The sequence below is a fragment of the Micromonospora sp. NPDC048871 genome (genome assembly GCF_043198155.1).
Classification (GTDB): Bacteria; Actinomycetota; Actinomycetes; order Mycobacteriales; family Micromonosporaceae; genus Micromonospora.
The window spans coordinates 201,265-221,570 of the sequence record NZ_JBICUM010000005.1 but is presented as its reverse complement, the minus strand read 5'-3'; the positions used below and the strand labels follow the sequence as shown (position 1 = coordinate 221,570).

Sequence of the window (20,306 nt, the reverse complement as noted above, 5' to 3'; positions counted from 1 at the left end):
TGAGTATCTAGCCAAGGTGACCATCCAGCGTGGTCACCTCACCTGATCGTCCTCAGCAGACGGCGTCACGAACGGCTGAGCACCTAGCGAGCCGGCGAAGCGCTGCGCCGAGGGCTCGTGGAGCAGTCCCGCGATGCCCGGCGCGACGCGGACGAAGACACCGAACGGCACCTGGATGACCGGCCCGGACATCACCTCACCGACCCGGTCCGCGAACGTGACCATCGGATCGTCCTGCAACGCCTTCAGCGAAAGCTGTACCTGTCCACGGGTGACGTCGAAGTCGAGCACCTCGCAGGTGACCTGCTGCCCGGCGTGCACCACGTCGCCAGGGTCGAAGAAGTACTCCCAGGTCAGCTCCGGAATCCGAATGAACCCAGTGCCGGGCGAGCCGGCCGGTCCCCCTCGAGAGGCACGAAGACGCCGAAGTTGTGGATCTCGGAGATGATTCCACGCACCACTGTGCCGCGCTGTGGTCGCTCCTCAGACGCGGCAGAACTGTCCTGCCCACTCGAAGATTACGGGATGTCGGCACGCTGACCAGCGGTCCGACCGGTCAGTTTGACGAACGGAGGGGCCTCAGGGATTTCGGTCAAGGACGCTCCGTCGTGCCATGCCTGCGCAGCTCGCACCACCTGGGCGAGTACCACCGTGTCGCCTTCGATCAAGGCCAGACGCTCAGATGAACCACCGTCGCTCCACGCGGCCGGCGGACACCTTCAACGCCTCACGATGCTCGACGATGGTCGGAACGCCGGCGCCATACAACGAATTCGACGCCGTAACCGGCGGCCACCGGTTCGGCGACAGCGGGCCGGCACGCCAGCGGTGTGTCACGATTCTGCCGTGGCAATCATCGAGGTTGTAATGGGTGACATCACGCGAGAGGACGTGGACGCCATCGTCACGGCGGCCAACGAGTCCCTGCTCGGCGGTGGTGGTGTCGACGGCGCGATCCACCGCGCTGCCGGGCCCCGTCTGGCCCGAGCCGGGGGTGCGATCGGCCCCTGCGATCCGGGCGATGCGATGGCTACCCCGGCCTTCGACCTCGACCCACCGGTGCGGCACGTCATCCATGCGGTTGGGCCGATCTGGGAGGGCGGCGGCCACGGTGAGGCCGACGTCCTGGCCTCCTGTTACCGCAGGAGCCTGCAGGTCGCCGACGAACTCGGCGCCCGCAGCGTCGCCTTCCCCGCAATCGCCACCGGCGTGTACGGCTTTCCTGCCGACCAGGCCGCCCGCATCGCCGTAGCAACGATCAGATCAACAGCGACAAACGTCCAACGGGTACGACTCGTCGCGTTCGACGAGGACGCCTGCGAGCATCTGCAAGCCGCGCTGACAGCCACGGGTTGATCCGTCCGGAACTGCCACGGGCAGCGTGACCTGTGCTGTGCTGCAAAGGCTCGCGTAGCCAGCGATCTGGTGTGGGCTCAGATGCCGATTCGGATGCTCAGCTGGGTGCCGAGTTGGCGGAATCCCAGCGACCGTGCCACTCGGCGCGATGGCTCCGGGCGAGCCCGCCACTGCGGTAACAGGCGGTTCGCCAAGCCGTCCGCGGCTGCCGCGGAGGCGACGGCACGCGCCAGTCCGCGCTCGCGATGATCCGGCCTGGTGAGGACGCACAGGTGAGCCGCCATACCCGGCCAGTGCCGGTAACCTGCCGCCGCGACGACGTGGTCGCCGCGGCGCACCACGAACGCCGCAGAGGTGATGTCAGCCAACCCGCACTCGTCGGCGTCGTCCACGGGAACGGAGGCCAGGAGCCTGACAAGATCGTCATGTGCACGAGGAACCACGTCCACGGTGTCGAGCCCGACCGGCTGGAAGTCACCGTCGTCGAGGTAGGCCAGGCTCGCCGGACCCAGCACCTCGGCGACCGGCAGTACGGCGCGGAGCCGGTCCGGGTCGGTCAGTTCCTCGACGGGCACGCTGCGCAGCACCCCACGTACGGTCTCGGCCCGATTGTCTGCCGGCAGGGTGACGATCGCGGCGTCGCCCAAGGCGACGATTCCGACCCAGCCCGGCGGAGACAGCCGCGATTCAGCCGAGACGGCTACGTCGACGCCGCCGTCAGCGGGTAAGGCCATCGGAACACCGGCCAACTCACGCCACACCACCCGAGCCCGAGCGAGCAACACATCAGCGGCCACGAACGCATCCTCACGCCTGGTCCACCGCTCACGCCACCGAGTTCGCAGCTGTCAGCATCTACGATGCTCCACGATGATCCCGGGCGGGTACCTGCGTTGGCTTCCGGTCGTGGCGACTGCGGTGGCTCTCGTCATGGCCGGCCTGGTCGGTACGCGTCACCTCGTGACCTGTTACCGGAGGCGCGGTGTCCCCGCAGGGCTGGCGGTCCGGCGGGCATTGGCCACGACGGTCATGGTGGTCTGGACGCTGCCATGGCTGGTGGTGGTCCTCACCCCACTCGACGCGCCCCGAGAAGTGCGGCTGGTGCCGCTGCGCGACCTGGTGGAGATCCTCGCCGACCATCCGCTGACCGCGTTCTTCCAGATCGTCGGCAATCTGCTGGTGTTCGCGGCGGTGGGGTTCGGTCTGGGTCTGGGGTGGCAGGTCCGGCTCACACATGTGGTCATCGTGGCCGCAGGCATGTCGACCGCAGTGGAAGCACTGCAGTACGCCCTGGCACTCGGACGTGTCTCGTCGATCGACGACGTGCTGTTGAACACGACCGGTGCAGGCCTGGCCGTTCTCGCGGCGTGTCGGCTGCCCACTCCCGATCGCCTGCTGCCCGTACCGCCATCGGAGTAGGCCCCTCCCGGTCACCGGGCCGGTCACCGTACAGCGATCCGCGCGCTGGCGAGCTCACCTGATCGTCCGCGCTTGCGGTGCGGTGCTGAGTTCGTCTCGCGCTTCGATACGGAAGACGGCGCTCACTTATGGTCGAGTGCCTGCCATCCGGGCCACCGCCACCGGTCGACCTCAGGCCAGGTCGCCACGAGAGCGTACCGCGGGGCGACGATCTCGACATCCAGCAGGTAGTCGGCCCCATACTCGCCCAACTCGACTACCCGCGGTCGGCCCAACTCTCGCAGTACTCGGCGAACCTGATCAACGCCGTCGCCCTCCCACATCGACTCCTCAGCCAGCACCAGCACGTCGTGTGGAACCGAACTACCGAGCATCGGGTGCCACCAGCCGTTCTGCACCCCCCATCGCTGCTGCAGTGACGTCCGCCAGGCCGATGACTCCTCGCGCGTGAGCACGCGCCGATACGGGACCGGGTCGGTGCGGAATTCGGGCTGCGCCGCCCAATGCTGCACCTTCGCAGCGAACAGCCGGCGCTCATCGGTCACGGCCTGTGCTTCGACCTCGTCGTAGGGCGGCTCAGTGAGCGGGAAGTCCCCACCGTCGGCAGCCGCCAGCATCATGCTGACCAGTACGTCGACGGCGGGAACCCGATCCGGGTCAATTCGCTCAACCGCCATGAGCATGGCTTCCACGACGTTGTAGCGGGGGAAGATCCGCTTCGCTTCGGTGGTGTAGTGGTACCCATCAGCGCGGCGGCCCCCGTCGGGCAGCCGACCGTACTCGCTCTGAAGTTCCTCGTATCGCGTCATCAGATACCGGCGTGACGCCCAGTGCAAGTTCGTGGGATCCACCCATACATTCTCTCCGGTCACTCCACGTCGCCGACCCTGCCAGCCTTGCTGCGTCGTGGTGCATTGCGATTCGTACGCGATCAACTCGTGTGGTGTCGATGGCCCGCGATGCTGGTCGGCGTGGAGGAGGTCGCGGTCGTCGTCGCCCAAGGCCAGGCACTCGGACACGAGGAATATCTCGACGACCTACTCACCGACTACGGCACCGAGGTCGACCGGGGCGTCCCCTGATGCCGCCGGCAATGCGCGGTTTCCGACGACGCGGCAGTCGGTGCGTGTGTGACGAGTGGTGTGGTCTTCGAGGCGTCGGTCAGCGGGACTTCTTCGTTGCTCGTTTGCGGGGCGGGGTCAACAGGTCGGCGACTGTGGCGATGGCGGACGGCACGAGACGGTAGTACGCCCAGACGCCGCGCTTGTCACGCTCGAGCAGGCCGGCCTCGGTGAGGATCCGCAGGTGATGACTGACGGTCGGCTGGGAGAGCCCGAGAGGCTCGGTGAGGTCACTGACCGAGGCCTCTCCCTCTGGAGCCGACTGGATCAGGCTGAGCAGTCGCAGCCGGGCCGGGTCGGCGAACGCCTTCAGCACCCCCGCGAGGCGTTCGGCATCGGCACGGTCGATCGGCTCGCCGGCGAGGGGCGAGATGGCAGGCGGCGTAGTCTTCACAGTTCCCACGTCTCGCATCGTTGCAGCAAACCCCCCAATCAGCTGATGAACGAGGGCAGGATCACCCGGAGGTCGCGAGGCGGTTGTGCCACCGAAACGGGTCGTCCTCCAGCGCGGAGCGGTCCCAGTGTCCCCGGTCCGCTGCTGCCTTGTAGGTGGTGTGGAGGAACTCGGCGACCGCACGGTCCGGATCCGGTGCGGCGCGGGCGACCTCGTACGGCAGCAGGAACTGCTTGAACTCCGTACTGAAGTACGCGCCGTCGGGACCGATCGGCTGCTCGGAGAACCCGTCGGGTTCGGGATAGGCGTAGGAGTAGAAGGCACCTTCCTCGCCGCCTCCGGGCCAGAATCCGCAGCTGGATAGCTCGCGGGAGTACCCCTCGGCCATGACCCAGTCCGCGCAGTTGGGCATGCCCCCGGGATGCGGCGGGGCCGACCGGCCGGAAAAGCGGGTGCAGGCGAGGTCCATCCCGCCCCAGAAGAAGTGCACCGGGCTGACCTTGCCCACGAAGTAGGACCGGAATTCGCCGATCACTCGGTTCGCCTGGAGCAGTTGTCGCCAGAACAGGGTGACCGCCTCGCCGTCGTAGGAGGCGTGCTCGCAGTCCTCGGCGAAGGGGATCGCCGGGTCGACCTCGTTGGGGCGCGGCCGGATCGGCGCCTCGATCCCGAGCTGATCGAGCAGGTCCAGGAGCTGGGCGTAGAACTCGGCGACCGGCATCGGCCGAAGCGGGAGGCTCCGCGCGTCGCCGCTGCTGGTCCGCACGTCGAGCTGGTGACCGAGGAAATCGAACTCGATCTCGAAGGCACCCGTGCGGTACGGGATGGTCGAGGTCGTCAGCCCGCGCGGGCTGACGTAAAGGGTGACCTGCCACCAGTGGTTGAGCATCGGAGCGTGTGCCATGCGGATCTTGCCCACGATCTGGGTCCACATGTGCAGGGTGTCGCGGGTGTCGGTCCAGTCCGAGACCCGCAGGCTCGGCCAGCTCGTCGGTGCCGGGCTTGTCATCGCTACTCACATCCTTGGCGCTGTAACGCGAGGGTGGCTGGTCGTCGTAATCGTGCCCTGCGGGCCGGCACCTACATAGCACCGTCGATTCACTGACCGGCCGTGTTGCTCCTTCCAGGCCAGACCCCGGGTAGCGGGACTGCAGCCCGGCGCGTCATGCTCGTCCGGTGATCGTCATCGACGCAGCCTCACCGACGCCGCCGTACGAGCAGCTCCGGGCCCAGCTCGCCCGGCAGATCCAGGACCGCTCGCTGGCCGTCGGCACGAAACTGCCGACGATCCGCAGGCTCGCGGCCGATCTGGGCCTGGCCGCGAACACGGTCGCTCGGGCGTACCGGGAACTGGAGGAGGCCGGGTTGATCGAGACCCACGGGCGGGCCGGCTCGTTCGTCTCGGCCGCCGGCGAACAGGCCCTCGACCGGGCCCGCAGCGCCGCCCGCGACTACGCGGCGGTCATCACCAGTGTCGGTATCGACCCCGCCGAGGCCGTCCGGATCGTCGAGGCGGCACTGGGCGTGGGACCGTCTCGTTCCTCGTCACCCCACTAGTTCTTCAGCAGCGAAACCCTCGGTCTCCCGCAGAGCCAGCCCCACTCAGCGGCAGGAGATCACGGGCTTGCATTGCCACAGGTACCTTGTTGTGACAAGGTACCCACATGCAGACCGATCCGAAGCTCGTGGCGTTGCGGCGCGGCCTGCTCGAGCCACTCGTACTAGCTACCGTCGAGTCCCAGCAGCGGTACGCGGCGGAGATCCTCGCCGCGCTACAGGAGGCGGACTTCCCAGCCCAGGAGGGCACGCTCTATCCGCTGCTGAGCAAGCTCCGGCGAGACGGACTCGTACACCACGAGTGGCGTGAGTCGCCGACGGGACCACCCCGGAAGTACTTCTCCCTCACCGACGCCGGCAGAACCCAGCTCACCGCATTCCGGGAGTACTGGAACGAGCTGACCCGCGCGATCAACACCATTGGACGGTGACCCCATGAGCGATCCGGTATCCATCCGCCTCACCGGGCATGCAATGGCCTTTCCCGCCACCGCCGGAGCACGCGACACCCTGCGGCAGTACCTCGATGATGCGCGGCACGCGCTGCGCTCCGACCCGGACGCCGACGAGATCGTCCGAGATCTCGAGTCCGCGATCGGCGACCGGTTGAGCACCCTCGCGGAATCAGGCGACAACCCGGTGACCGGTACGCAGATGGCCGCGATCCTGGCCGACCTCGGGCCGGTCAGCCCGGTACGCCCCGCCCCGCCTCCCGCCGAGGGAGGATCACGCGGGCGGTTCTGGTGCCGGATCCACGAGGGCAAATGGTTCGGCGGTATCTGCGTCGGCGTCGCGGCGTACGGCGAATTCCGCGTCGACTGGGTACGAACGGTCGTGCTGCTGCTGAGCATGGTCACCGGTGGTCTACTCGCCGTGGTGTACCTGGTCCTGCTGCTCGTGCTCCCCGTCGTCCCCACGGTCGCCGACTACGAACGCCAACGGGATACGCCCCGCAATGACGTGCGGCTACGCCGATGAGTCGATGGCGACGGTCGCGAGCGATGTGGGATCTCACCGGCCGTTGCGCAGTGCCTGGGCGATGTCCTGGCGCAGGCGTACCGTCTCCTCGTCCCGGTCACACAGCAGCAGGGTCGTGAACGGGACGACCTTGCCCTCCGGCTGACCGAGCGGACTGACCCAGTGGTGAACTGCCCGGGCGAGGACACGGAAGAGCGTGTGCCGGTCCTGGGTACGGTCCGCCATCAGTCGGGGTGCGTTGTCGACGATCAGCAGGTAGCCGTCCGCGGGCAGCCAGTGCAGGTCCCTGAGGCAGTCGGACAGGGCGTCCCAGTTCCAGCCGAAGTAGCGGGGAAAGCGCAGGGCGTCCGAGAAGTCGTAGAGAACCTGATCGGCGTCTGTCATCCTCGTGCCGTCAAGGCGGGCGACGACGAATCTGCCGGACGACGGCAGCACTGCGGCCAACTCCACCAGAGACCCGCGCGAGCAGACCACGAGCGGATCAGGGGCAGGTCGCCACGCTTCGTCAGTCATCCTGCCCACCTCAATCGACATTCTCCTACCGGCAGCCTTTCCCCTGCCATCCGGCCCGGTGCCGGGTGGCGTCAGTGCGAGGACGGCTCCAGGCAGCCGAACTCGGCAGCCGAGCCGGTGACCTCGACCATCACCCGGTCAGGCCGTACGTCCCCGATCACACAGCCCACGGTTCCGAACCGAACCGCGTACACCGCTCCCTGTGGTGGGGTTTCCTGCCCGATCGGCGGTCGCATGGCGGTGACCTCGATCGCGTCTGCCTGAAGACCCAGATCTAGCAGCGCCTGCCGGGTGGAGGTCGGCGCGAAGTCCCCGGCGGCGCGTAGCGCCTCAAGCGAAGGTCGGATCCGCGCGGCGAGGTCCCGCCCGGCGCGCTCATCCGCAGCGGACAGTTCATGGCGCTGCTTCCAGCCGTTGTTGTCGGCATGGTTCGGAGATGCGTCTGGCTGCCGACCGGTCGGCTCCGCCACCGCTGCGGACGACGACGACACTGCCGGCGACGACGCATCCGTGGGCATTGCCTGCCCGTCGCCGTCCCGGGTGCCCGGGGCCGCGCAGCCGAGCGCCAGCACGGCGAGCGAGACGGCAGCCGCCGACCAGGTGACCATTCCTGCCCGCATACCCGACCCCCGTCGTATTCCGGTATCGAGAAGATTCGATGGTACGAGGTGCGGTCGCTCTCCCGTTGTCACGTGTCACGGTGCGGCCTAGGATCGCCCCACGGTGGGCAGCCGTTTCTTCCTTGCTCAGCGATCGCCGATCATGCCGGTCAGGAGGGTCAGGATGTCGTCGGCGTCGGTGTGCCACTTGTCGGCGGTGAGTTGACCGCTGGCCTCCATCCCGATTATCCCGTGCACGCTGGTGAGTAGCAGCGCCCCGTAGCGATGGGCCTGGTCCTCACCGACCAGCTCGCTCAGGACGGCCACGAACGGGCCTTGGCTTCGCGATGCCGCGCGCAGCACCTCGTCACTGGCGGGCGCCTGGTGCATCAGTCGATACAGATGTGGCTGCTCGCGGCCGACGGCAAGGAGCCCGGTGAGCATTTTCTGTAGCTTCTCCTCCGCCGGGGTCAGCGGATCGGCGGCCCATTCCACGGCCCGATCCGCCAACCGGTCCCATGCCTCGGCCGCGACCGCGGTCAGCAGGTCGCCCTTGTCGGCGAAGTGGCGGTAGGGCGCTCCGCGACTCACGCCGGCCCGCGCACCCACCGCCCGCAGCGTCACCGCCTCCGGTCCACCCTCGTCCAGCAGGCCGGCGGCCACGTCGAGCAGGGAACGACGGGTGGCGGCAGCGGACTCCACGCGACTGATCACCACGCCATGCTATCTAGTTGACAATGTCAACTGTTCGGTTGACATTGTCAGCTCAGCCATCCACACTTCTCTCAGATGACAGCGTCAACAAGATGTGTCTCGATGGTGGAGGGATCTCATGGACGTATTTCTCACAGGTGGCTCCGGTTCTGCCGGCGGTGTGCTCATTCGCAGGCTCGTGGCCGACGGGCACACCGTGCACGCGCTCGCGAGGTCCGCCACTGCGGAGAAGGCGGTCGCGGCCGCCGGTGCGCGACCGGTACGCGGTGACCTGACAGGGGCCCTCCGAAGCCACGCCGGCGCGCCGGCGTGGCTGGACACCCTCCACGGAGTCGACGCGGTGGTCCACGCGGCGGCCTTCATGGAGTTCTGGGGGCCCGACGAACTGTTCGTCGAGCGCAACCTGCTGCCCACCCGCGCCCTGTACCAGGCTGCGGTAGCCGCAGGGGTGAAACGCTTCGTCCTGCTCTCGGCCGCCAGCGTCTCCACCGGCACCAGACACCTGAACATCGTTAACGAAACCTCCGACACCGGCCGGGCGAACATCGCTTACAGCCGAGTCAAGCTGCGCACCGAGCAGGAACTTCTCGCACTCCCCCACGCAGAGACCACGCTGGTGATCCTCCGACCGCCCTTCCTCTGGGGCCACGGCACGGCCGGCAACCTGCAAGGATTCGTCGACTCTGTCGAGGCCGGCCGGTTCGCCTGGATCGACGGCGGGCAGCACACGGTCGACTTCTGCCACTTCGACAACCTTGCCCACGCCGTCGCCTTGGCCATGACACGGGGAAACCACGGCCTCGTCTGCTATGTCACCGACGGCAACCCCCGGCCGGCCCGCACCTTCTTCACCCCGCTGCTCGCCACCCAGGGCCACGACGTGAGCAGCAGCCGCAGCTACCCCCGGGCAATCGCGTCGGCCATCGCCACGATCATGGAGACCGTCGCCAAGGCCCGCCGCAGTACCACGCCGCCACCGCTCACCCAATGGATCGTCACCTTCATGGGCCGCGACCGCGCCTACGACATCACGCGCGCCCGGACCCACCTGGAATACCAGCCGACGATCACCGTCGACGAGGGCCTTCGCCGGATGGCGACTTTTGGACGGTAGCGGGACCGTCATGCCCGCAGAGCTGGGGTGGCCGACCGGCCCTGCCTGGTATTCAGGCAACGCGTGGGGCTGGTCCGGGCATCAGCCGCTCGTTGAAGGCGCCACGTCGCCCTCCCGCCGTCGGCAGCCGATCAGCGCAACCCGGGGCAGTGGATCGGTGGCCTCCCGCAGGAGATCGAACATGAGCCGGGCGGGTGGCTTCAACACGCCCCAGTTCGAGTAGTCCACCTCGCGGAGCAGCAGTTGTCGTTGGCCGGTGCCGATCTCCCGGTCGAGCATCCGCCGCAGCGACCGCTCGACCCGAGCCGTGAGATTGTCTTCCGGCCGGTCGACCAGCAGCGCAAGCGCACGATGCAGAGCGTCCTCGGCGTCTTCAAGGTATAAGTAGTCTGCACCGGTCGGCAGGCGCTGCCTGGTCAGGTCGATGCCGTAGCGGAAGTCCACACCAACCAGGTCGACCCCGGAGAAGTCGTTGCCGTGGAACTTGTTGGACTCTCGCAGGGCAAGCGCGCGATATCCCGGCGGCTCCGCCCGTCCCTGCTTGGCAAGGAACGCCAAGTTGCTCGTAAACCGCTCGGCGGAGCCGGGCGGTGGGGCGCCCCAGAAGGTCGTCGACTGAATCCGCCCTGTAAACACGCATTCAACAAGCTCCAGGTAATCCGCCGTCAAATCGCGGATCTCCGCGTTCCGGAAGGTGCAGCCGATAAACCGCGAATATCCGGCCGTGCCGGTGAGCACCGCGCCGTCGAAGGAGCACTCGACGTACTGCGACAGCTCCATGCCGGAGCCCAGCGCCACATACTGAAACCAGAGCCCGTCGAAGCGGCACCGCACGAAGCGGGCACCAACACCGACCAATCCAGTTAATCCATCGGCGGAATAGTCGACTCCGATGACCTCCTCGTGCTCAATGATCAACCGGTTGCCCTGCTCACCTGCCACGATTCATCCATGCCACTTCATCGGTACGTCGCCGGGGCACGGCGCGGCCGGTCTCGCGTAGGCGCTCGTCGGTCAAGACTCCACCTCGGTTTCGTCCGTGTCAGGGCCGTCGGGGCGTCGCGGTGTGGGTCGCAGGCGTATTCGGGTGATGGCCTGGCCTGTCACCTCGACCACCTCGGCGGTCAGGCCCGGCAGCTCGACCACTTCGCCGGGCGCCTTGGGAATGTGACCGAGGTGTGCCAGGACAAGTCCCGCCACCGTCGTGTAGTCGCCGGACTCGATAGTGTCCTCGTCCAGGTCGACACCCACGTCCGGTAGGTCGTGCAGCGGGAAACCACCCGTCAACAGCAGCGCCCCGTCCACCTCCCGTACGACCGCCTGCACATCCCGGTCGGTTTCGTCGTAGATCTCCCCGACGATCTCCTCGACCAGGTCCTCCATCGTCACGATGCCGTCGATGGCACCACGCTCGTCCACCACAAGGGCGAACTGCTGCCGCTGCGATCGCATCTCCCGAATCGCCTCGGTGACCCGCAACGTCTCCGGCAGATACAGCGGCGCGCTGACGTAGTCGGCGACCGAGCCCTCCTGGTCGAGCAGGTCACGCATGTGCACCACACCGACGGTCTCGTCCAGGCCGGCGCGGCCCACGACCGGCGCGCGGGTCTGCCCCGACCGGCCCAACTCCCGCAACGCCTGCGGCGCGGTCAGTGACTCGGACAGGGTGACCACCTCGCGGCGCGGGACGAGGATCTCCCGCAGGATCCGCTCAGCCACCTCGAACGCCCCAGAGATGATCATGCGGTGTTCCGGGGTGAGGTTACGCTGCGAGGCCACGATGTCCCGCAGTTCCTCGGTGGTGACCTCCTGACGGCGGGCCCGTGGGTCCCCGCCGGTCAACCGCACCACCGCATCGCTGGCCTTACTCAACAGCCACACCGCCGGACGGGAGAACGCCGACAACGCGTCCAACGGACGGGCGACAAACAGAGCCCACCCCTCCGCCCGCTGCATCGCGATCCGCTTAGGCGCCAGCTCACCCAGCACCAAGGTGACGAAGGTCAGCACGATGGTGACCAGCACGATCGCTACCGGCTCCGCCGCCGATCCCAGGAACCCCAGCGGCCCCACCAGCGGCGCCGCCAGTGACACCGCCGCAGCCGCCGAGGCCAGAAACCCGGCCAGGGTGATGCCGATCTGAATGGTGGCCAGAAATCGGTTGGGATCCCGCGCCAGCCTCGCCAACACCCGCCCCGCCCGGGAGGTGCGCTCCAGACGCTGCAGCTGGCTCTCCCGCAGCGACACCAACGCCATCTCGCTACCCGCGAACACCGCGTTCACCAAGACCAACACCAACACCAACACGACCCGTACGCCATAGCCATCCACGGCCCGTTCGACGCCTCCTTGACCGACACCGTCCGGAGCCTCGACCGCGGCGGCGGGTCGATACACGGTGCCGACTCCCCCATGTTGCGGGTTCAGCGGGCAGACTTGCGCCCGTTCTCCCTACGCCACTGCCTCCGGATTGCTATGTCACGGAGAGGACACCTTGCAAGCCGTCCTAGGACAATAGGTCATGACGTGGGGCGACTTCCCTCGGCAGGGAGAGCAATATGCTTCGCCGGCTCGATAAGGCTGCCCAGCTCGCGCAGCAGCTCCACGCCTAGAGGGGGCAGCCGAAAGCCGCTTCGGCCCCGCGTGGACATCGGCCGGACGGCCGCATCGCCGGCGCTACCCTAAGCTGCCGTCCAGGCAAGAATTCCCCCTGGCGGAGGCGCTCACCGCTCTCCGCTGCCGAATGCGCCGGCCTTGATGCCTTCAATAAATCCGATCCACTGACCGGCGCTGAACATGAGCACCGATCCCTGCTGGTCTTTGCTGTCGCGGACCTGCGCAGCGTGGTCTGCGTACCGGGCCTCAACGCATGCGCCGTTGCCACCGCTGCGACTGCTGGTTCGCCACTGGTTGTCGAGCGCCTTCATGGCGTCCCCTCGTCCCGAATCCCCTTGATCATCGCGGTCGAGGCCGTAGGCGACAGGGCTGCTGCTCGAAGACTGCCGAACACCCGCGCACACCTGTCAACGTCCTCACCTTCAGCGTAGAGGTCGCCGGTCAAGCCCTCGATGTACACCACCGCTGGCCCCTCGTCGAAACTGAGGATGTGGAAGCTCGACACCATTGAGGCGTAAGCCCCTTCTCGGAAGGGGATGACCTGGATGCTCACATTCCATCGCTTCTGCGCGTCGAGCAGCGCCGAGAGTTGATCTCGCATCACGTTGGGTCCACCGATCTGCCGACGCAGCACCGCCTCATCGATCACCGCAACCAGACGCAGCTTCTCCTCGGTGAGCAGCTTCTGCCTTTCCACACGCACCGTCACCCGCTCCTCTGTTGCCTGCGGTGTGGGCTGAGATGCGTCAGCGCTGATGATCGCTCGGGCGTAGTCAACCGTCTGCAACAGGCCCGGCACGACCAGAGTTTCAAAGTTCTCGACCACGGACGCTGCGGACTCAAGACCGATGTACTGCCGATAGGAGTTGGGCAGGTCGCCGTACTTCGCCCACCAGCCGCGCTGCTTGCCCGCTTGAGCCATCGATCGCAACGTCTCGCGCAGCTCGTCATCGGCCACCCCGTACCGGTCGAGTAGCGCGTTCAACGCTGGGCCCTTCAAGCCGACCCTGCCCTGCTCGATCCTCCGCAGGGTGCTCGGCGATACCTCGATGAGTGCGGCTGCCTGCTCGGTGGTCACGCCAGCCTTCTCGCGCGCCTGCTTGAGCTGCGCACCGAGCTGGAACCGAACGAAAGTTGGGCTCTCCACGCTCGCGATTCTCCATCTTCCCGTGAGGTTGGCACCGACCATACGCGCCGACGCTTCCTGGCACCATGTCATTGACTCGGTAAATCTGCGCGCGCAAAATGGGTGCGCATACGCTCGATGCCAGCGCGCAGAGCATGGAAAAGCCCTCACATCGGTCATCCGACCAAAGACGCTCCGATGTGAGGGCTTGCCAGAACCCGAAGGGATCTGAGATGCACCGTACTTCCCCCTGCACCGCGTTAAACGACCGGTGCTGGCGGTTACTGCGACACACCGCACGCCCCGCTGTGTCACTGCTGGTCGTCACCCGCCCGCCCGCCGACTCCGCATGGTCACGAGTCCCCGCGGACTCAGACCCGGCTTCGGCCCCAATGGAAGGTGAGCGGCCGTGACTGTGGAGGTGATGATGATGGTGTTCAGCGGAATACTGCTGGGCTTCCTGGCGGGGTTGTTCGCGTTCAAGGTGAAGTCGCGGTGGTGTCCGCGTTGTGGGGAGCACACCCACACCATGCCGCCCGCCGGGGGCAGCCGATGACCTACCGGCGGGATCACAACTCCGTACCCCTCGGGCGACGGGTGGCCGAGTTACGGACGCATCGGGGTATGACCCAGCAGGCCTTCGCCGATCGGCTCGGCAAGTCGAAAAGCTGGGTCGACAAGGTCGAACGCGGCGTACGCCGACTCGACCGGTACTCCGTCATCCGCGACATCGCCGAGGTGCTGCGCCTCGACCCGGAGATGCTGCTCGGCCCTCGCCAGCCGGCAGCCGTCACCCCCACCCAGAACGGCATCGACACGGTACGCGCCGCCCTCGCCCGCTACCACCGGCCCCGATGCACCGTCACCGCGCAGCAGGCCGGCGACCAGGTCGCGTACGCCTGGATGGCTTATCAGCACGCCGCTACCCGCAACTGCTCGGTGCCCTGCCCGACCTGCTGGACGCCGCCAGCGGCACCCCAACCCTGCTCGCCTCCGCCTACCGGCTCACCGCAAACGTGCTGATCAAGCTCGACCACCCCGACCTTGCCTGGCTCGCCGCCGACCGGGCCGTCGCCGCCGACGACGATCCCACCCGTACCGCCGCCGCGACCATCGCGGTCGCCCAGGCGCTGCGTGCTCTCGGCCATCACCATCTGGCGCTCACCGCCGCCCTGGCAACGGCGGACCCCGCAGACGACGACACCGTACGCGGCACTCTCCACCTCCAGGCCGGACTGGCCGCCGCCGAACACGGCGACCGTCGCAACGCCCACGATCTGCTCGACCATGCCGCTGCTCTCGCCGATCGTCACACCGGCGACACCGACCCGCACCACACCGGCTTCGGGGCGGCTGCCGTCCAGACGGCCAGATCCCTGGCCGCCCACCGCCTCGGCGACACCGCCGAGGCGATCCTGCGCCACGAACACGTCATCCGCAGCGACGGCTGGCGACGCCTGCCGCCCGAGCACCGGGCCGCCCACCTGGTCGACGCCACCCGCGCCTACCTCGATACCGGCCGACCCAGTCGGGCCGGGCGTGCGCTGCTCGACGCCGACCGCACCGCGCCCGCCGAGGTCCGCAGCCGCCCGGTCGGTCGTACCCTGCTCACCGAGATCATTCGGGGCGGACCGGCGGCAGCGGACGTGGCCCGACTGGCCACGGTCGTCGGCCTGACCCGCTGATCCGACGCGTCAAGCCTCGGGGTGTCCGGTCAGCGAGGGTGTCGGGAGCGGGCCAGGGCCAGCCCACCGAGGGTCAGGCTGGTCAGCCCCACCACCAGGGCTACGACGCCCCCGACAATTCCGTAGCCGGTGCCGGGCCCGCCCTCGGCGGCGGCCACCACGTATCCACCGAGGATCACGCCGATCAGCCCTGCCACCAGGGCGATGGTGGCCCCGGTACGGCCGGTGCCGGTGCCGATGGGATTGCGGGGGCGGGCCAGGGTCAGCCCACCGACGACGACACCGGCCAGCGCCGCCAGTGCTCCCACGAGGCCCACGAGCCGCCCGGTGGTCAGGCCGTACGCATCGAGTGCGGCCCCTGGTCCGTCGGCGGCTGCCGGTCCGCCGAGCCCGGTCCCGCCCAGCAGTACGACAAGGGCGATGCCTCCGACCAGGACGGCAGCACCGACCGTCAGCACCTGTCGGATTCCTGAAGACTTCATTTCTTCTCCCCTCTTCGCCGACCCTGATGGCGATGATCGTCGCGTCGGTGCCTCGGTGATCGCCTCCGGCGGCGGACGGCAGCGTCTACGCAGTCGGGCGTAGCCGAGCCCGGTGTCGCCACGCCTGTCGTCGTAGGCGGTCGCGCACCTGGACGGAGCGTTGTCGATGCCTCGGAGCGGTAGGTTCACGGAATGGAACGCCGAGCCGGGTCGTGGCCCCTGCGCGTGGTGACCTACGACGTGGTGCTCGCGCTCTTCGTCACCGTGATGCAGGTGCAGGGCACGGTCGCCAAGGTCGCCGTCGAGGGCGCCCTGCGGCCGCTCTCCGACTTCGGGAACCTCGGGTACGCGCTGCTGGTGGTCAGTGGCCTGGTCCTGGTCGTCCGCCGCCGGTGGCCGGTCGCCGTGTTCGTGACCGCCGCGCTCGCCAGCTTGGTGTACTACGGTCTCGACTTCCCGGACGCGCCAGGTTGGCTGGGGTTGTTCGTCGCCCTGTACACCCTCGCCGCCTACGGTGACGGGCGTCGGTCACTGGTGATCGCTGGTGTGGGTATCACGGTGCTCGCCGTGGGGTGGTTGGTCGCGGCGGCGGACATCGAGCCGCGGGCGGCCATCGGTTGGGTGTTCTTCCGCATCGGCGCGTCGGTGATGAGCGCGGCCCTGGGCGAATCCGTCCGGTCCCGACGCGTCATCGCCGCCGATGCTCAGGAGCGGGCAGAGCTGGCCGAACGCAGCCGTGAGGAGGCAGCGCGGGCGCGGGTCGACGCCGAACGGCTCCGGATCGCCCGGGAGGTGCACGACACCGTCGCGCACGCCATCGCCATCATCAACGTCCAGTCCGGAGTGACCGCGCACGTGTTGGACCGGAGACCGGAGCAGGCGCGCGAAGCGTTGCGGGCCATCGAGCTGACAAGTGCCCGGGCGCTGCGGGAGATGCGGACCATTCTCGGCGTGCTCCGGGATGACAACGACGGCCGAGTACCGCAGGCGGGCCTGGCACAGCTCGACGAACTCACCGCCAAGGCCCGTGACACCGGACTGGACGTCACGGTCGAGGCGATGTCGCCCGCTTCGCCGCTGCCGAGCGCGGTGGACACTGCCGCATACCGCATCGTTCAGGAGGCGATCACCAATGTGGTCCGTCACGTCGGTTCGACCCGGGTGACGGTCGCGCTGACCCCGGGGGTCGACGTACTGGAGATCCGGGTGACCGACGACGGCCCCCGCAGCCGGTCCGGCGTCGCGGATCGACCGGCCGGCGACGCCACGGACACCCCCGCCGGACCTGGCTGCGGAATCGTGGGCATGCGCGAACGCTGTCAGCTGCTCGGCGGAGAACTCCGCGCCGGGCCGACCCCGCGCGGAGGTTTCGAGGTCCGGGCCCGGCTGCCCCTAGCGCCGGACGGGGCACGCCGGTGAACCCGGCCGCTGCCGCACCGCCGATCAGGGTGCTGCTCGCCGACGACGAGAAGCTGGTGCGCTCCGGGTTCAGGCTGTTGCTCGACCTGGAAGAGGACATCACCGTGGTCGGTGAGGCATCCGACGGGGCCGAAGCGGTGGAGGGTGCTCGCCGTGCTCGCCCGGACGTCGTCGTCATGGACATCCGGATGCCGAAGGTGGACGGCATCCAGGCCACCACCCAGATCACCCGGATGCGCGGGCTGGAGCGGGTGCGGATCCTCATTCTCACCACCTACGACACCGACGCCAACGTCTTCGACGCGTTGCAGGCCGGTGCCAGTGGCTTTCTGCTCAAGGACGCCGGACCGGCCGAACTCCTGCACGCCATCCGGGTGGTCGCCGCAGGGGAGGCGCTGCTCGCCCCGCGGATCACCCGACGTCTCATCGGCCAGTTCACGGCACAGCGAACGGCCGCCGACGCCGCTCAGGAACGACTCGCGGTGCTCACCGACCGGGAGCGGGAGGTGCTGGCGCTGGTGGGGCGGGGTCTGAACAATGACGAGATCGGCGGCGAGTTGTTCCTCAGCCCGGCGACCGCACGTACCCATGTCAGCCGTGCGATGGCGAAGCTGGGCGCCCGTGACCGGGCACAACTGGTCGTCATCGCCTATCAGACCGGGCTGGTCAGCCCCCACATGTAACCGCGGATCAGCGGCCGGGTGGGGGGCGGACAGCCAGTCGCCGGTCAGGGTGAGCGGGGACGGCTCTTGACAGCTATAGAAGCATCTCAGTACGGCCTGAAATCGGACAGCCAGCATGTCGCAGCGGGTGGTCTTGGCGGTACGGTTCGGGCGCGGATCGGAGGATGCGGTGAGCTGGGTCGCCAACGTGATGCTGTCGGTGAGCCTGGAGGACCGCCTCAACGCGGAGGCGTTCAGCGACTGGCTCAACGACAGGTGTCCCTGTCGTGAACCAGGCCTGGGACCGGGTGGCTGCGGCAGCCTGCGCCGCATCACCGGTGTGGACAATCAGTGGGGCGGACACAAAAACCCCGAATGTCAGGTGTACGCCGGCGCCCTCAACCACGCCGACCTCACTGCTGTTGTGGAGCATTTCGGTTCCGTGGCCTGGCGCAACCCGAATGCCGTGCAGCTGTTCGTGATGGACCAGGAGGAGTTCTTCTTCCGCGTCTGGATGATCCGCGAGGGCTTTCTGCGCCAGTACGCCCCTTCGTCGCCGAACGAGGAGGACGACGAGTTCTGGCCGCCCCTAGCGTAGGCCGATTCGGCAGCGTAGCCGCAGCAGAGCGGTCCTGAACCGTGCGGCTCCACCGCTGTTGATCGGTGTCTGCGTCGTGGGGAGGCGTACCGTGAAGCGGGCTCCCCGGCCCGGATGGCCCTCGGCCTCGATTCCGCCGTGGTGGCTGGTGACGACCTCCTGGAGCAGGGCCAGTCCCAGGCCGAAGCGGCGGTCTCCGGAGCCCGGGCCGCGGTGGAAGCGGTCGAAGATCCGTCGGGCGTCCGCCTGGTCGAACCCTTCCCCGGTGTCGGCGATCACGATCTCGGCGCAGTTCTCGGCGGCCCGCAGGGTCACGTCGATGCGGCCTCCGGCGGGGGTGTGGGCCAGGGCGTTGGCCAGCAGTTCGCTGACGACCCGACGCAGGGCCGACTCGACACCGGGCACCGGCAGTGGGCCGTCGGGGGTGTCCAGGGTGAGGGTGAGCTGGCGTTCGGCGGCGCGTTCGGTCTCGGCGGCGACCGTGGTGGCGACCAGCGAGGTGAGATCGACCGGCGGATCTGGTGCCCGGTTGGTGGGAGCGGCGGCCAGCCGGGCGGAGAGCAGTAGGTCGTCGACGATCTCGCCGAGTCGCCGGGTGGTGCCGATGAGTCGTTCCAGATCCTCCAGGTTGGTGGCGGTGCCGTCGTAGCGGGCCCGTTGGGCGATCAACTGGGCTCGGGTGTGCACCTGGGCGATCGGGGTTCGCAGTTCGTGGCTGGCGTCCGCGACGAAGCGGCGTTGGCGGGTCAGGGCTTCCGCCAGTGGTGCGACGGCTCTACGGCTGACGAGCACACCGGTCAGCACGGCGGCGAGCAGCCCGACCGTGGCCGCCAGGCTGAAGGCGAGCAGCAGGTGCCAGCGGTCGGACAGTTGGAACCGGGCGTCGAAGACCGCCTGGACCACTGTGTCGCCTCGGGCCTCGGTGCGTACGTGGTAGGTCGTGTCGTTGCGCGTCACCGTGGTGACCTCGGTGGTGCGGGTGGCCGCCACGGTTTTCAGCGCGCCGCTGAGGGGGAAGCCCGGGGGCGGCGGGTTGGTGCCGGTGCGCACGGTGGTGCCGTCGTACTGGAAGATCCAACTACAGGCGGGTGGGCCGGCGATCGTGCCGTGTTCCGTGCCCCACTCAAGCTCACGTTGGATCTGCGCCTCCTGGCTACGGACCAGGACGGCGTACGAGATGCCGCCGGCCAGCAGCAGCAGGGCACCGATGACCAGGCCGATGAGCAGGCCGATGCGTAATCGGGCCCGTCGGACGATCGTCTGTTCGGCCGCCTCCATCACAGGGTTCCCAGGCGGTAGCCGAAGCCGTGCACGGTGCGGACCACCGCCCGGCCGAGTTTGCGTCGGAGGTAGTAGACGTAGGTGTCCACGATCGACGCCGAGGCGGTCTCGGCGAAGACCCGGCGGCGTAGCGTGGCCCGTGGATGTACGGTGTTCGGCCGGGCCGCCAGTACCCGCAGCAGCTCGAACTCGCGGGCGGACAACGCCACCCGGGTACGGTCGGCCAGTACGACCTCGCGCGACACCAGGTCGAGTAGCCCGGCGCCGATGCGGAGCACCTCGGTCGACTCGGGGGTACGCCGACACAGGGCCCGGACCCGGGCGCTCAGTTCGTCGAGGTCGAAGGGTTTGACCAGGTAGTCGTCGGCGCCCGCGTCCAGTCCGGTGATCCGGTCGTCGACCGTGCCGAGCGCGGTGAGCATCAGGGTCCGGGCCGGGATCGCCCGGGCCCGTAGCCGGGCGATCAGGTCGAGACCGTCGAGGGCGGGCAGCATCCGGTCGATGAGCATCACGTCGTAGGTACGGGTCAGCCCGAGATGCAGCCCGCGCTGGCCGTCGGAGGCCCGGTCGACGTGGTGGCCTTCGTGGCCCAGTGTCTCGGTGAGTAACTCCGCGAGTTCCTCGTCGTCCTCGACCAGCAGCAGCCGGTTCGACTCTATGCCCTGCATTCGT

Annotated in this window: 25 protein-coding genes and 1 pseudogene; 11 read left to right on the top strand and 15 right to left on the bottom strand. The window is 68.3% G+C overall.

Annotated elements, in window-relative coordinates:
* Positions 1-33: 33 nt before the first annotated feature.
* Positions 34-378 (bottom strand): annotated as a pseudogene (locus tag ACGFIK_RS14585) (S1 RNA-binding domain-containing protein); the annotation flags it as partial.
* A 468-nt stretch (positions 379-846) separates the two neighbouring features.
* Between ACGFIK_RS14585 and ACGFIK_RS14580 the strand changes: the two are divergent.
* The gene (locus ACGFIK_RS14580) at positions 847-1,356 is read left to right on the top strand and encodes an O-acetyl-ADP-ribose deacetylase (RefSeq protein ID WP_327026526.1); all 510 of its coding nucleotides are present in this window, start codon (positions 847-849) and stop codon (positions 1,354-1,356) included.
* A gap of 77 nt (positions 1,357-1,433) precedes the next feature.
* On the opposite strand, the gene ACGFIK_RS14575 is transcribed toward ACGFIK_RS14580, so the two are convergent.
* The gene (locus tag ACGFIK_RS14575) at positions 1,434-2,153 is read right to left on the bottom strand and encodes a GNAT family N-acetyltransferase (protein WP_327026527.1); all 720 of its coding nucleotides are present in this window, start codon (positions 2,151-2,153) and stop codon (positions 1,434-1,436) included.
* A gap of 133 nt (positions 2,154-2,286) precedes the next feature.
* Between ACGFIK_RS14575 and ACGFIK_RS14570 the strand changes: the two genes are divergently transcribed.
* Entirely contained in the window at positions 2,287-2,775 is a 489-nt protein-coding gene (locus ACGFIK_RS14570; RefSeq protein ID WP_327026528.1) for a VanZ family protein, read from the top strand.
* 122 nt (positions 2,776-2,897) lie between these two features.
* Here the strand turns inward: ACGFIK_RS14570 and ACGFIK_RS14565 are convergent, their stop codons facing one another.
* From ACGFIK_RS14565 to ACGFIK_RS14555, 3 genes are all read right to left on the bottom strand, one after another.
* Complete coding sequence (locus ACGFIK_RS14565) at positions 2,898-3,626, bottom strand: hypothetical protein (protein ID WP_327026529.1); 729 nt, start codon at positions 3,624-3,626, stop codon at positions 2,898-2,900.
* Between the two features lie 310 nt (positions 3,627-3,936).
* Positions 3,937-4,308 (bottom strand): metalloregulator ArsR/SmtB family transcription factor, encoded by a 372-nt coding sequence (locus tag ACGFIK_RS14560; protein ID WP_327026530.1) that lies wholly within the window; start codon positions 4,306-4,308, stop codon positions 3,937-3,939.
* A 43-nt stretch (positions 4,309-4,351) separates the two neighbouring features.
* Entirely contained in the window at positions 4,352-5,299 is a 948-nt protein-coding gene (locus tag ACGFIK_RS14555) for a DUF5996 family protein (RefSeq protein WP_327026531.1), read from the bottom strand.
* A 167-nt stretch (positions 5,300-5,466) separates the two neighbouring features.
* Here ACGFIK_RS14555 and ACGFIK_RS14550 point away from each other — a divergent pair, with 167 nt between their 5' ends.
* The 3 genes from ACGFIK_RS14550 to ACGFIK_RS14540 all read left to right on the top strand — a co-directional run bounded on the left by ACGFIK_RS14550 (position 5,467) and on the right by ACGFIK_RS14540 (position 6,825).
* Positions 5,467-5,847 carry a GntR family transcriptional regulator gene (locus ACGFIK_RS14550; protein ID WP_327026532.1) on the top strand — a complete coding sequence of 127 codons (381 nt, stop codon included), beginning with the start codon at positions 5,467-5,469 and terminating at the stop codon, positions 5,845-5,847.
* Positions 5,848-5,954: 107 nt separating this feature from the next.
* On the top strand, positions 5,955-6,278 hold the full coding sequence (locus ACGFIK_RS14545; protein ID WP_327026533.1) for a PadR family transcriptional regulator: 324 nt from the start codon (positions 5,955-5,957) through the stop codon (positions 6,276-6,278).
* Between the two features lie 4 nt (positions 6,279-6,282).
* A complete protein-coding gene (locus ACGFIK_RS14540; protein WP_327026534.1) occupies positions 6,283-6,825 on the top strand; it encodes a PspC domain-containing protein in 543 nt (180 codons plus the stop codon).
* Between the two features lie 33 nt (positions 6,826-6,858).
* Here the strand turns inward: ACGFIK_RS14540 and ACGFIK_RS14535 are convergent, their stop codons facing one another.
* The 3 genes from ACGFIK_RS14535 to ACGFIK_RS14525 all read right to left on the bottom strand — a co-directional run bounded on the left by ACGFIK_RS14535 (position 6,859) and on the right by ACGFIK_RS14525 (position 8,651).
* A complete protein-coding gene (locus tag ACGFIK_RS14535; RefSeq protein ID WP_393339651.1) occupies positions 6,859-7,338 on the bottom strand; it encodes a barstar family protein in 480 nt (159 codons plus the stop codon).
* Between the two features lie 71 nt (positions 7,339-7,409).
* A complete protein-coding gene (locus ACGFIK_RS14530) occupies positions 7,410-7,958 on the bottom strand; it encodes a DUF6993 domain-containing protein (RefSeq protein ID WP_393339648.1) in 549 nt (182 codons plus the stop codon).
* Between the two features lie 126 nt (positions 7,959-8,084).
* A complete protein-coding gene (locus ACGFIK_RS14525) occupies positions 8,085-8,651 on the bottom strand; it encodes a TetR/AcrR family transcriptional regulator (protein WP_393339646.1) in 567 nt (188 codons plus the stop codon).
* A 118-nt stretch (positions 8,652-8,769) separates the two neighbouring features.
* Between ACGFIK_RS14525 and ACGFIK_RS14520 the strand changes: the two genes are divergently transcribed.
* Positions 8,770-9,765: an NAD-dependent epimerase/dehydratase family protein gene (locus tag ACGFIK_RS14520; RefSeq protein ID WP_393339832.1), complete on the top strand. Its 996-nt coding sequence runs from the start codon at positions 8,770-8,772 to the stop codon at positions 9,763-9,765.
* An 81-nt stretch (positions 9,766-9,846) separates the two neighbouring features.
* Here the strand turns inward: ACGFIK_RS14520 and ACGFIK_RS14515 are convergent, their stop codons facing one another.
* The 4 genes from ACGFIK_RS14515 to ACGFIK_RS14500 all read right to left on the bottom strand — a co-directional run bounded on the left by ACGFIK_RS14515 (position 9,847) and on the right by ACGFIK_RS14500 (position 13,528).
* Positions 9,847-10,707, bottom strand: coding sequence for a hypothetical protein (locus ACGFIK_RS14515; RefSeq protein ID WP_393339644.1), 861 nt, complete (start codon positions 10,705-10,707; stop codon positions 9,847-9,849).
* A gap of 72 nt (positions 10,708-10,779) precedes the next feature.
* Positions 10,780-12,096 carry a hemolysin family protein gene (locus ACGFIK_RS14510; protein ID WP_393339641.1) on the bottom strand — a complete coding sequence of 439 codons (1,317 nt, stop codon included), beginning with the start codon at positions 12,094-12,096 and terminating at the stop codon, positions 10,780-10,782.
* Positions 12,097-12,488: 392 nt separating this feature from the next.
* On the bottom strand, positions 12,489-12,692 hold the full coding sequence (locus ACGFIK_RS14505; protein WP_327026540.1) for a DUF397 domain-containing protein: 204 nt from the start codon (positions 12,690-12,692) through the stop codon (positions 12,489-12,491).
* Positions 12,689-13,528 (bottom strand): helix-turn-helix domain-containing protein, encoded by an 840-nt coding sequence (locus ACGFIK_RS14500; RefSeq protein WP_393339637.1) that lies wholly within the window; start codon positions 13,526-13,528, stop codon positions 12,689-12,691. The genes ACGFIK_RS14505 and ACGFIK_RS14500 overlap by 4 nt, the downstream gene beginning before the upstream one ends.
* 388 nt (positions 13,529-13,916) lie before the next feature.
* Here ACGFIK_RS14500 and ACGFIK_RS14495 point away from each other — a divergent pair, with 388 nt between their 5' ends.
* Together ACGFIK_RS14495 and ACGFIK_RS14490 are read left to right on the top strand one after the other, a co-directional pair.
* The gene (locus ACGFIK_RS14495; RefSeq protein ID WP_357531770.1) at positions 13,917-14,063 is read left to right on the top strand and encodes a hypothetical protein; all 147 of its coding nucleotides are present in this window, start codon (positions 13,917-13,919) and stop codon (positions 14,061-14,063) included.
* 68 nt (positions 14,064-14,131) lie between these two features.
* Complete coding sequence (locus ACGFIK_RS14490) at positions 14,132-14,530, top strand: helix-turn-helix domain-containing protein (protein WP_393339635.1); 399 nt, start codon at positions 14,132-14,134, stop codon at positions 14,528-14,530.
* A gap of 691 nt (positions 14,531-15,221) precedes the next feature.
* Here ACGFIK_RS14490 and ACGFIK_RS14485 read toward each other — a convergent pair.
* Positions 15,222-15,674, bottom strand: coding sequence for a DUF6223 family protein (locus ACGFIK_RS14485; RefSeq protein ID WP_393339632.1), 453 nt, complete (start codon positions 15,672-15,674; stop codon positions 15,222-15,224).
* Positions 15,675-15,866: 192 nt separating this feature from the next.
* On the opposite strand from ACGFIK_RS14485, the gene ACGFIK_RS14480 reads away from it, so the two are divergent.
* The 3 genes from ACGFIK_RS14480 (at position 15,867) to ACGFIK_RS14470 (ending at position 18,353) form a co-directional block, all read left to right on the top strand.
* On the top strand, positions 15,867-17,093 hold the full coding sequence (locus ACGFIK_RS14480; protein ID WP_393339629.1) for a sensor histidine kinase: 1,227 nt from the start codon (positions 15,867-15,869) through the stop codon (positions 17,091-17,093).
* Positions 17,090-17,776 (top strand): response regulator, encoded by a 687-nt coding sequence (locus ACGFIK_RS14475; RefSeq protein WP_393339626.1) that lies wholly within the window; start codon positions 17,090-17,092, stop codon positions 17,774-17,776. The genes ACGFIK_RS14480 and ACGFIK_RS14475 overlap by 4 nt, the downstream gene beginning before the upstream one ends.
* A 115-nt stretch (positions 17,777-17,891) precedes the next feature.
* Positions 17,892-18,353 carry a squamosa promoter-binding protein 15 gene (locus tag ACGFIK_RS14470; protein WP_393339623.1) on the top strand — a complete coding sequence of 154 codons (462 nt, stop codon included), beginning with the start codon at positions 17,892-17,894 and terminating at the stop codon, positions 18,351-18,353.
* On the opposite strand, the gene ACGFIK_RS14465 is transcribed toward ACGFIK_RS14470, so the two are convergent.
* Together ACGFIK_RS14465 and ACGFIK_RS14460 are read right to left on the bottom strand one after the other, a co-directional pair.
* Positions 18,345-19,631 carry a sensor histidine kinase gene (locus tag ACGFIK_RS14465; RefSeq protein WP_393339620.1) on the bottom strand — a complete coding sequence of 429 codons (1,287 nt, stop codon included), beginning with the start codon at positions 19,629-19,631 and terminating at the stop codon, positions 18,345-18,347. The genes ACGFIK_RS14470 and ACGFIK_RS14465 overlap by 9 nt on opposite strands.
* On the bottom strand, positions 19,631-20,302 hold the full coding sequence (locus ACGFIK_RS14460; protein WP_357531776.1) for a response regulator transcription factor: 672 nt from the start codon (positions 20,300-20,302) through the stop codon (positions 19,631-19,633). The genes ACGFIK_RS14465 and ACGFIK_RS14460 overlap by 1 nt, the downstream gene beginning before the upstream one ends.
* Positions 20,303-20,306: the final 4 nt, after the last annotated feature.

Bases quoted from the DNA above. Each gene is read 5' to 3' on its own strand.
- ACGFIK_RS14570 (WP_327026528.1), top strand. From the start codon at position 2,287: ATGGCCGGCCTGGTCGGTACGCGTCACCTCGTGACCTGTTACCGGAGG.
- ACGFIK_RS14560 (WP_327026530.1), bottom strand. From the start codon at position 4,308: ATGCGAGACGTGGGAACTGTGAAGACTACGCCGCCTGCCATCTCGCCC.
- ACGFIK_RS14555 (WP_327026531.1), bottom strand. From the start codon at position 5,299: ATGACAAGCCCGGCACCGACGAGCTGGCCGAGCCTGCGGGTCTCGGAC.
- ACGFIK_RS14545 (WP_327026533.1), top strand. From the start codon at position 5,955: ATGCAGACCGATCCGAAGCTCGTGGCGTTGCGGCGCGGCCTGCTCGAG.
- ACGFIK_RS14540 (WP_327026534.1), top strand. From the start codon at position 6,283: ATGAGCGATCCGGTATCCATCCGCCTCACCGGGCATGCAATGGCCTTT.
- ACGFIK_RS14535 (WP_393339651.1), bottom strand. From the start codon at position 7,338: ATGACTGACGAAGCGTGGCGACCTGCCCCTGATCCGCTCGTGGTCTGC.
- ACGFIK_RS14530 (WP_393339648.1), bottom strand. From the start codon at position 7,958: ATGCGGGCAGGAATGGTCACCTGGTCGGCGGCTGCCGTCTCGCTCGCC.
- ACGFIK_RS14520 (WP_393339832.1), top strand. From the start codon at position 8,770: ATGGACGTATTTCTCACAGGTGGCTCCGGTTCTGCCGGCGGTGTGCTC.
- ACGFIK_RS14505 (WP_327026540.1), bottom strand. From the start codon at position 12,692: ATGAAGGCGCTCGACAACCAGTGGCGAACCAGCAGTCGCAGCGGTGGC.
- ACGFIK_RS14490 (WP_393339635.1), top strand. From the start codon at position 14,132: ATGACCCAGCAGGCCTTCGCCGATCGGCTCGGCAAGTCGAAAAGCTGG.
- ACGFIK_RS14485 (WP_393339632.1), bottom strand. From the start codon at position 15,674: ATGAAGTCTTCAGGAATCCGACAGGTGCTGACGGTCGGTGCTGCCGTC.
- ACGFIK_RS14480 (WP_393339629.1), top strand. From the start codon at position 15,867: ATGGAACGCCGAGCCGGGTCGTGGCCCCTGCGCGTGGTGACCTACGAC.
- ACGFIK_RS14470 (WP_393339623.1), top strand. From the start codon at position 17,892: ATGTCGCAGCGGGTGGTCTTGGCGGTACGGTTCGGGCGCGGATCGGAG.
- ACGFIK_RS14465 (WP_393339620.1), bottom strand. From the start codon at position 19,631: ATGGAGGCGGCCGAACAGACGATCGTCCGACGGGCCCGATTACGCATC.
- ACGFIK_RS14460 (WP_357531776.1), bottom strand. From the start codon at position 20,302: ATGCAGGGCATAGAGTCGAACCGGCTGCTGCTGGTCGAGGACGACGAG.